The sequence below is a fragment of the cf. Phormidesmis sp. LEGE 11477 genome (assembly GCF_015207105.1).
Classification (GTDB): domain Bacteria; phylum Cyanobacteriota; class Cyanobacteriia; order Phormidesmidales; family Phormidesmidaceae; genus Phormidesmis.
Window position 1 is genome coordinate 1 of sequence record NZ_JADEXO010000175.1, and the last position, 9,387, is coordinate 9,387.

7 protein-coding genes are annotated in these 9,387 nt (G+C 49.9%); 5 read left to right on the forward strand and 2 right to left on the reverse strand.

What is annotated here, in order from left to right; translation table 11 throughout:
• The first annotated feature begins 372 nt into the window (after positions 1-372).
• The 3 genes from IQ256_RS27350 (at position 373) to IQ256_RS27360 (ending at position 4,047) form a co-directional block, all read left to right on the forward strand.
• On the forward strand, positions 373-1,332 hold the full coding sequence (locus tag IQ256_RS27350) for a LysR family transcriptional regulator (RefSeq protein ID WP_193858857.1): 960 nt from the start codon (positions 373-375) through the stop codon (positions 1,330-1,332).
• Between the two features lie 28 nt (positions 1,333-1,360).
• Positions 1,361-2,347 (forward strand): glycosyltransferase, encoded by a 987-nt coding sequence (locus tag IQ256_RS27355; RefSeq protein ID WP_193858858.1) that lies wholly within the window; start codon positions 1,361-1,363, stop codon positions 2,345-2,347.
• Positions 2,348-2,553: 206 nt separating this feature from the next.
• Positions 2,554-4,047 (forward strand): serine/threonine-protein kinase, encoded by a 1,494-nt coding sequence (locus IQ256_RS27360; protein ID WP_193858859.1) that lies wholly within the window; start codon positions 2,554-2,556, stop codon positions 4,045-4,047.
• Between the two features lie 227 nt (positions 4,048-4,274).
• On the opposite strand, the gene IQ256_RS27365 is transcribed toward IQ256_RS27360, so the two are convergent.
• Positions 4,275-5,051 (reverse strand): HAD family hydrolase, encoded by a 777-nt coding sequence (locus IQ256_RS27365; protein WP_193858860.1) that lies wholly within the window; start codon positions 5,049-5,051, stop codon positions 4,275-4,277.
• 96 nt (positions 5,052-5,147) lie between these two features.
• On the opposite strand from IQ256_RS27365, the gene IQ256_RS27370 reads away from it, so the two are divergent.
• Complete coding sequence (locus IQ256_RS27370; RefSeq protein WP_193858861.1) at positions 5,148-5,918, forward strand: hypothetical protein; 771 nt, start codon at positions 5,148-5,150, stop codon at positions 5,916-5,918.
• 72 nt (positions 5,919-5,990) lie between these two features.
• On the opposite strand, the gene IQ256_RS30175 is transcribed toward IQ256_RS27370, so the two are convergent.
• Positions 5,991-7,424 (reverse strand): RNA polymerase sigma factor, RpoD/SigA family, encoded by a 1,434-nt coding sequence (locus IQ256_RS30175; protein WP_255516247.1) that lies wholly within the window; start codon positions 7,422-7,424, stop codon positions 5,991-5,993.
• A 509-nt stretch (positions 7,425-7,933) separates the two neighbouring features.
• On the opposite strand from IQ256_RS30175, the gene IQ256_RS27380 reads away from it, so the two are divergent.
• The coding region (locus IQ256_RS27380; RefSeq protein WP_228025340.1) for a DEAD/DEAH box helicase at positions 7,934-9,387 on the forward strand (1,454 nt) is incomplete at its 3' end.

The window sequence follows — 9,387 nt, forward strand, 5'->3', positions numbered from 1 at the left end:
AGGGAACCAAGTCCCGTATCTCTAAAAATACATAGCCAATGTCCCCTCCGACGGAGGGGTGGCCGAAGCGCAGCGGAGGTCGGGGTGGGTCAGCAGCCTAAGTAACCAACCAACGCTAAACACATACTCTCCCGAAGGAGAAGGGCTGGGGATGTAGAGCTTGCTCTTCTCGCAGAGTGGGTTCGGAAAGTTAGACATCCGTTGCTAACTTGTTTAAGCGCGTATCCCTAAATTGCTGAATAGACGAATTCTGAACAAATAGGTACTGCTCAAATAGAGCTGCGAACAAATAGAGCTGCGAATAAGTCAGGGCAGGCGCTGAGATCATGTACTATTTGGGTGAATGACCTGCGTAGCAACCGGAAGCAAGCCATGGCCGGAAAACCCGCAAAGACGCTACGAGAGAAAGTTAAGCTTTCTCAGCTCAGAACGCTGATAACAGTTGCTTTAACTGGCAGCTTTAGTGGAGCTGCCTTGGAATTAGACGTCAGTCAATCGACGGTCAGCCATAGCATTGCGGCGCTAGAAGACGCCTTAGGGGTGATGTTGATTCACCGAGGACGACAGCGGGCTTCTCTGACGCCTGTGGGCGATCGCATCTACGCGCAGGCGCTAGCGGCCCTTGCTTTGATTGACGATATGGGCAAAGAAGCCACCCGCGCCCGTGGCACCGAGGGTGGACTTGTGCGGATTGGTGCCTTTCGCAGCCTAGCTAGCGAGATATTGCCAGGTGCGATCGCCCATCTCCATGAGCACCACCCCACTATTCAAGTCGCCATCATCGAGTACGAAAGCAAGCGTGAGTTAACAGACGCCCTGCACGAAGGCAAGGTCGATTTGGTCTTTGCAGACCTAGTTCTTAGCGGCGAGTGCGAAACCTTTTTACTGATGGAAGATCCGTTCATTGCGCTGTTGCCTCCCAATTTTACAGACAAGCCGTCTCAGCTTTCCTGGGACGATCTGCGTCAGCATCCACTGATCACCTCCTCAAGTGATTGTTGTAAAAGCGTCGCGGCGCACCTGCAGCAGGCCCATCCTCCGGTTGAGGTAGACTATCTAATCGCCAACGATTCTACGGCTGTAAGCATGACCCGACAAGGGCTGGGCATTACCCTTTTGCCTAAGCTAGCCGCCCAGCCTATTCCTAGCGAAGTTCGAGTGGCCCAACTGCCATTCGAGATCACTCGTCCTCTAGGGATTAGCTGGCTCAAGGAGACGCTGCTAACACCTGCTACCTACGCTTTTCTAGATACTTTCAAACATCTATACCGGACAGCGGAGCGAGACAGTCCGCAGCAGGTGGCAGAGCATGCGTATGCTAAAAGAAGCTGATATAGGCGAGAGATCAAGTACGCCCTCGATGAGAAAACTACTCTTTCTACTACCGGGAACGACTAAGCAATTCTTTGCTGGCGGGCTGACCGCCGAGCTGAATACGCTAAGACTGGCTCAGCAAATTTGTGAGGCAGAAGTCGTCACCTATCGTCAGCGCGAGCCGGGGATACTTTTTTTAGACGACCTGCTATCAGTGCCGCCAGATCGTCGCTGCATCTTTGTCGTTAGCTGGGGGTTCGATGTGCCAAAGCTGCTAAAGCGATTAGGCGATCGCCCGACTATCTACCACGCCCATAGTACTGGCTATGGCTTTGTTGTGCCGCCTCGGGTGCCCATATTAGCTGTCAGCAACAATACCATGAGCTACTGGGGCGAAAAGGCATTGGGTTCACTGATCTATCACTTACCTAACGAGATTTCATCTGCTTTTGAAAACCGCCAGCTACCTAGAGATATCGACGTTCTAGTCCAAACTAGAAAATCTTCTGAATATCTGTTGCAACAGCTTTTGCCTGCTCTAAAAAAGAGATGTCATGTTGTTGTATTAGACAGCTATGTAGAGGACTTGATCGGGCTATTTAATCGAACGAAGGTCTATCTATACGATACGGCTGAATACTGGGGAAGATATCGACTCAGCGAAGGGTTTGGACTGCCGCCAATGGAGGCGCTGGCCTGCGGATGTCAGGTGTTTTCTAGCGTGAACCATGCGCTATCTGACTACCTCGATCCAGGATTCAACTGCCAGAAGATAGCGGGCTATTCTACTAGCTACGATACGCATCGAATCCTCGAAACGCTCCAGCGAGAGGACAGCTTTGCGCCCGTTCCTGATTCTTTTTTTGCGCCTTATCGCCGTGAGAATTTGATTCCTCGATTGGCGACTATACTGACAGAAATCAACGCTTTCTTTGACCATCAGGTCACCGCGACAGCAGACATTCCTCAGCTCACTCGCTGGCGAATCGCTCAGCTCAGCGTGAAAAGAATTCTATCCAAACTTAAAAGCTAACCCCTACTACCCCATCCCCTACTACCCCATTCCCTAATCGAGCCTTACTCTTATTCTGATGTTTGACGCTGCCATAGCCTAGCTAACTAGTCCGGCTATTCAGTCCAGTTACATATCTTCACGCGAGCAGGCGGAAAGTGAGCTTCGACGGTTCCTGGCAAAATAGGTTGGGCACAATCAAAGCAAGTTTTCTCTAACTGTCGGCAATGGCTATCTTTTCTTCTAACTCAGTTATCGCGGCACGCTTAGATCGGCGCTACGAAGACTTGCAACCGATGGGTCAATCCTTCGGCTATCAGCAGATGCTGGCCAATGATGTGCGTCAGCAGCGCCCTGTCGTGATCAAATCGATTAGTCTAGAAGAAGGCACATTCGCCAGTGATATCGACTGCTTTGAAAGGGAAATTCGTCTGCTGAAGTCTTTGCAGCATCCCATGATTCCTCGCTGTTTGGAGTCTTTTCGTATGGATACGGCTGAAGGCCAGGCGTGGGTACTCGTACAGTCTCATCATGGAGGACGGACCCTAGCGCAGCAGGCGATGGCAGGTAGACAGTATAGTGAAGCTGAAATTCGCCTGATTGCCAAACAGCTTTTGCAAGGGTTGGTCTATCTCCATCGCCAAGGATTGGTTCATAGAGATATCAGACCCAGCAATATTACAGTGACTGAAAGGGCTGCGGGTGTGAATCAAACCGTTAGTCAGGTCGCTTGGTTGAATTTAGGGACGGCGCAATACATCAAAGCGCAACAGCCCGGTGCGCTAGTTGGTACCTACGGCTATATGCCCATGGAACAGGTTCGCGATCAGGCAACTTTTGCCTCAGACCTATACAGCCTGGGGGCGACGCTGATCTATCTAATCACAGGCTCTCATCTAGGCGATCTCACGTGCAATCAACCGCAGATGAAATTTACCTGCAGAGCCGGTAAAATCACTGCTGATTTTCAGCAGTGGCTCAACTGGTTGATTGAACCGCAGGTGCGCGATCGCCCTCTCTCGGCCAAACAAGCTTTGAGAGCGCTCAATCGCCTCCCCTTAGCGATGTTAAAGCAACGCATATGGCAACCCACCAAAGCGCCGCTCTTGCCTGTTCCTATCACCAATAGCGGATACAGCCGCTATCAGCCCTTTTTTACTGAGATTCAGTCTCAGCACCGATTTAATGCCTTTAGATTGATCATCCGGCCATCGGGTCTGCAGTCTAAACCCTGTCATCAGGCGCTGCCGCCGCTGCTAGTCGGTGGCGCGCTGTTGGCCTCAGCGCTGTATCTGATTAGTTTGATCTACTTTTCGCCTACTCTGATGTCTAGTGCGAAGGGTCTAGCCACAGTCGCCGCCGCAACGTTAGGGGCGACGGGCTGTGCCTATGGCTTTCGCTTTCTGAAAAACGGGCTGCGGCAGCTAGATGTGGCACTACTAAGGCGCATTTGCATCGAGATCAAAGATGACGTGCTGCTAATCTCTCAAAAATACTGGCTGCGATCGCCTAGCTATCTAGTCAACGCTAAAAGAGAAAGCATTTATAATATCAGCGCCCTCCCCGACGGTAGCGCTATGAGGATTTTGACTAATCACAACCGGACGAAAACGCCGTGTGACAGCTATAAGCTCACTATTGATGACGGCGCAATTACTCAACGCGATATCCGCTGGCTGACCTCTTTGCTAAATGACTGGTATAGCTCTCCTACGCTGTGATTTGGCTGTATGCTCTGGCTGTGCGATCTAGCTGAAGCGGACGGTTTCATTTTTGGAAACCGCCGAACTCTATCACCTGTCTATCTTCATAATGATCGTGAGTTTGATGATGCATGGCAATTGCTGTGAATTGTCAGCAATGTGTGACTAACTGCTGCGTTTCTCCTCTCGCTCCTCAAGAGAAATGCAGCAGTTTTTCTGTTTTTCCTTCTGTCTTTCTATTGAGCCTATTTACTCTTTGTTAGCTGATTGACTAATTCTACAAACCCTTCAACCTCGGATGCGGCGGTGATATAGGCTGGCGTATGCGCTAGCACTGATAGATAGTCAGAGACATTCGCCACGCCCACAGAATGAGGAAACTGATCTGGATCGAACAGGCTGGCGTCGTTCGGGCTATCGCCAACGGTCACTATAGAGGTGGCTGTCATTGTCGGAAATTTCTGGCGCAGTACTTGGTTTAGCCCCAGTGCTTTTTCTTGCTTTTCAACCTTGATATGGCACTGCACTGTGCTGTAGGTAAAGTCCATCAGTTTGGTTTTGCAGGCCGCTTGCATCCAGTCAAGATCGCTTTGAGTTAGACCGTCAATATCGAAAGTCCAGTCGGTGATGCGATAGGGGTTGTCAACCGAGGGGCGTAAGCTGGGGTAGCGCTGGCGCAGATGGTTGAAGATAGTTTCTAGGCGATCGCGATGCTGAGCTTGATCAGGAATATCGGACAAGAGCGTGGACTTGCCGCTTTGTTTATCGATGTAGAGACCACCATTTTCTGCGATCGCCCCCACCACCGGCAAATAGTTCACAATCGCACTCACCCATCCCGCCGATCGGCCCGTCACAATCATCACATCAATCCCGTGCGCTCTAAGCGATGCGATCGCCTCTAGCAACGCTGGCGTAAATTCTCCTGATCGCGTCAATGTGCCATCCATGTCCGTCGCAATCAATCTAATCGTCTGCCAAAAGCGCTGCCTATAGGTAGCGGCTAGTTTCTGCGGAGCCATAGCGTGTTTCCTTGTCGCCAGCTCGCGCCAGCAATCAACATTATCTATTCTGACAATCGCTATGGGCATGCTTAAGACAGTCAACTGGCCGCAGCTATGTCAACCGGCAACCTATCACAACTCGGGCTCACAACCCTAGCGCAAGCACCCGCCTCCCCCTCGGCTTCTTCTAGGGCCACGAACCCTTGGATGTATAGCACTGGCGGTCTCTTTCTACTGCTAGTTGGACTAGGCGTTTATTCGTACCTGCAAGAGCGCAAGCTACAAAAGCAGCTCAAGTTTGAAAGCTATAAGAACAAAGAGCTGCAAAAGCGAGTTAAGCTTTCGCTCAGCACTATCTCCAAAATGGAGCGCAACCCGGATCTAATTCATTCGCGTGACTTTAACCTTGACTATCTGCGGATGCGAATGGAAGAAAAGCAATTTAACTTTGCGATCGTCAACCAGCTAAAAGTCAAAGTAAAGCAGCGAATTAGCGAAGCTCTGCGCCCTCAGCAAGCCAACACCGGTATGGTCGGCATTGCCAGCACCGCTCCTCGCAACGTCGATCAAATCTTCGACGTAGAATACATCTCACCGACCGATCCTGAAAAAAGAAAGCGCGTTCTCTTTCGAATTCAAATTCAGTTGACTAAGCTACCTGCCCAGACCACCTCTAGCACCGTAGAAGATATCGTCAAGTGCATAGAAGACTTTTTGAATCCGCAAGATGACGGTGGATTTTGGCAGCCCACCCTGCAAGGTCGGATCGCCAACATGAAATGGGACCAAAAAGCAAAGCCCACGCCGTTACTGTTACTTCAGCAGACGAACGAGGGCGTGAATGTAACCTTTAGAACAAAGAAGAACCGGCCATCAATTGTTTAGCCTATAGCTAGCCGATCGATACCCGCGCAGACCAAGCAGCTCTCATATAAGCCTTCTGCGCCTTGCCATACATTACCTCAGCCAGTTTTTCAGCCGAGCCGCCACCTGAGGTCGGCGTAGCTTCCTCATAGCTTTGGTTTGAATCTGTCTGACTCTTTCTCTCGAAAGCTGAAAAATGCCACCGACCTCTTCGAGCGTGTGGGTTTCGCCAGTCGTCAGACCGTAGCGTAGAGCGATAATCTCTTTTTCCCTCTCTGTGAGAACTTCAGTGAGTACATCAGAGATCTCTTGGCGCATCATCGATTCGCTAATCTGTGATTCAGGCGAAAGAGAATTGCCATCTTCTAGCAGCTCCATCAGCTCTGTATCTTCGCCTTTGCCGACTCGGTGATTCAAAGAAAGAGACTTTCTTTGCACCTGCTGTAGCGTGCGTAGCTGCTCGGGCGTCATCTCTAGTGCAGCTGCGACTTCAACTTCAGTAGGCGTGCGCTGTAGCTCCTTGCGTAGTTCACGCTGAGCTTTTTTTAGCTTGTTGAGTTTTTCAACAATATGAATCGGTAGGCGAATGGTCCGCGCGTCGTTGGCGATAGTTCGCGTAATACCTTGGCGAATCCACCAGTAGGCATAGGTCGAAAATTTGTATCCTTTGTCGGGATCGAACTTTTCGGCAGCCCGGTTAAGCCCAAGTGCGCCTTCTTGAATCAAATCGAGAAAGGGGACACCTCGATTCAAATAGCGTTTGGCGATCGAGACGACTAGGCGGAGGTTCGAGCGAATCATTCGACGCTTAGCAGCTCTGGCCTGACGCAGCTTCTGCCTGAGCTGCCCTTCTGTATAGCCAAAGGCAGCCGCCAGCTCGGCGTGGGTAGGCCGTCGGTTGAGCGTTTCGCTAGCTTTTTCTGAATAGTCTTCTAGATCTACGATGATTCTAACTTGCCTAGCTAGCTCAATTTCTTCAGTAGGCTGCAAAAGGGGATAGCGAGCCATCTCTTTGAAGAAGGCACCTACCGCATCGTCGTTAGCCGCTTTGCGGTAGCGGGTGGATGGGGCTGCTTGGTCAGAGTATTGAACAGAATACTGAATAGCATCTGGATCTTCTTCAGCCGCGTCAGATTCTAAGACGCCCGCCTCGGGAAGTGCTTGAGCCTCTAAATCATCGTCTAGCTCGCTGCTCTCTAAATCGCTATCTAAATTGCTCTCTAAGTCGTCGTTATCGTTATCTAGACTGTCCGTCTCTTCGTCTACACCTAGAAGATCGGTTGAGCTAGCATACTGATCGTCACTATCATCGTCTGAATCATCTTCATTCGCATTCCAGATTTTCATCAGCAGATTTTCACTTTGGCTATCGCTAGAACCCTGCCTCCGGTTTTCTTGCTGGATGAGGACACTGGCCGAGGAAAGATCTTGATCCATTTGCTCAGGCGTGACAGCTGGATTGGCGGTGTTAGTCGAGCTGTCGCCAAACTTGACGGAGCTGATGCTAGAAGATTGTGGGGCTGTCATATTTATAAAGAGGTAAACATCAGAGACGACTTTCTGAACTGTAATTTTTAAACTGTATGTTCCTACATTTATATTTCTGAGTTTATGTATAGCTTTGGCATATGGCTCTGACTACTTAGCTTTGGCCACCTAGCTTTGTACATTTCTAATAGGTGAAACTGTGGATACATGTAAATCTCAGTGGCTAGCTAGCGTCCGTACTACTTAGCCTGATCTTTGAGTGTGCGTCCAACGCTAGCTGTATATCTTTCTTTAGAGCCAATTACCGCTTACTATAGCAATCCATCATTAAGACGTTTTTCTACTGAGTAGATGCTCATCTAGGTAAAACCCTAGAAAGCTTAATAGGTGGGTTTTTTGTTTTATTGTTACGTTTCGTTTTTCGCTCTCATAATCTCCGATCTGCGCTTTGCGTGACCAGTTGTTCAGCGTTCCTATCACGTTTTGTATTCGGCTTTACTATCTTCAATTTTGTCTAACTACTTGAGATGTCTGACTACTTTTAGTTCATGGATCAACCCGAGAAAACGTTAGAAACTGTGTGGGCCGAGGTTTTAGTAGATGCTCCTGGAGCTGCTGATAGGGCTTTTGATACATACATATACCGTGTTCCTTCGGAGCTAGCGGTAAGTTCGGGTGATATTGTCGCTGTTCCCTTTGGGGCTCAGCAGGTAGGCGGAATTGTGATTCGTATGCTTAGCGATCTACCTAATTACGTATCTGCTGAGGCTATCAAACCAATTGAAAGCATTATTAATAACACCTTCTTTAATAAAGGGTATTGGCAATTATTAATCCGTGTCGAAGACTACTATCAAACACCTTTGATTAGGATTGTACGAGCAGCATTACCGCCTGGATTGTTGTCTAGATCACAACGCAGAGTCAGACTTCGTCAAGCAATATCTCCAGAAAGTGTAAAGCTGGCTGGCTATCAGTCTGAGCTGTCTAAATCAGCGCTTCTCTTAATAGAAACTCTAAGTGACTCGGCCACAAAAGACTATAGCTGGCAGTATCTAAAGCAGAAAATTAGAGCGCCTAAGCAGACAGGCACAGCGGCCAAGGCTCTGCAGCAGCTACTACGGCTAGGTTGGGCAGAGAGCTACTTAGTGACGCCGCGATCGCCGAGTCCCCAAAAACGTCAAGCCGTCTTCCTAACCCGTGCCGCCGGACCGCAGGAGGCATCGGCAGCAAACCCTAATGCAGATCTTAATTCAGGACTAACGGCTCGTCAGCAAGAACTAGTCATCGCCCTAGATCGATGTGGCGGTGAGCTATGGCTAAGTGACGCGCTCCAACAGTTGAAAACAACGAGTCAAACCCTGAAGAAGATTGAGGCGCTGGGCTATATAGCGATCGCACCTAAAGAGAAATTGCGATCGAGTAGCCACTCTTCAGCCCTGCCCGATCGGCCTAAGCAGCTAACTGCGGATCAATCAGCAGCGCTTTCTCAGATTCAAAGAATGCAGGGATATGCAGAAGCATTGCTACATGGCGTTACCGGATCGGGCAAAACAGAAGTGTACTTGCAGGCGATCGCGTTCCATATCCAAGCCAGTTCTGCTCAGGCCAGTCCTGCTCAGGTCCAAAAGTCAGCCCTCGTCCTTGTGCCTGAAATTGGCCTGACCCCGCAGCTAACCGATCGCTTTCGCAGTCGCTTTGGCAATCTAGTCTGCGTTTACCACAGCGGCCTTTCCGAAGGGGAGCGCTACGACACCTGGCGGCAAATGCTATCTGGCGAGCCGCAGATCATCATCGGTACCCGTTCAGCCATCTTTGCCCCCTTGCCCAACATCGGCATCATCATCTTGGACGAAGAGCACGACAGCAGCTTCAAACAAGATCAGCCCATGCCTTGCTATCACGCCAGACAAGTCGCCCAGTGGCGAGCCGAACTAGAAAACTGTCCGCTCATCCTCGGTTCAGCTACCCCCGCCCTAGAAACCTGGACAAGATTTAAACC

Excerpts from the sequence above, each read along its gene's own strand:
- IQ256_RS27350 (WP_193858857.1), top strand. The coding sequence starts at position 373 with ATGGCCGGAAAACCCGCAAAGACGCTACGAGAGAAAGTTAAGCTTTCT.
- IQ256_RS27355 (WP_193858858.1), top strand. The coding sequence starts at position 1,361 with ATGAGAAAACTACTCTTTCTACTACCGGGAACGACTAAGCAATTCTTT.
- IQ256_RS27360 (WP_193858859.1), top strand. The coding sequence starts at position 2,554 with ATGGCTATCTTTTCTTCTAACTCAGTTATCGCGGCACGCTTAGATCGG.
- IQ256_RS27365 (WP_193858860.1), bottom strand. The coding sequence starts at position 5,051 with ATGGCTCCGCAGAAACTAGCCGCTACCTATAGGCAGCGCTTTTGGCAG.
- IQ256_RS27370 (WP_193858861.1), top strand. The coding sequence starts at position 5,148 with ATGTCAACCGGCAACCTATCACAACTCGGGCTCACAACCCTAGCGCAA.
- IQ256_RS30175 (WP_255516247.1), bottom strand. The coding sequence starts at position 7,424 with ATGACAGCCCCACAATCTTCTAGCATCAGCTCCGTCAAGTTTGGCGAC.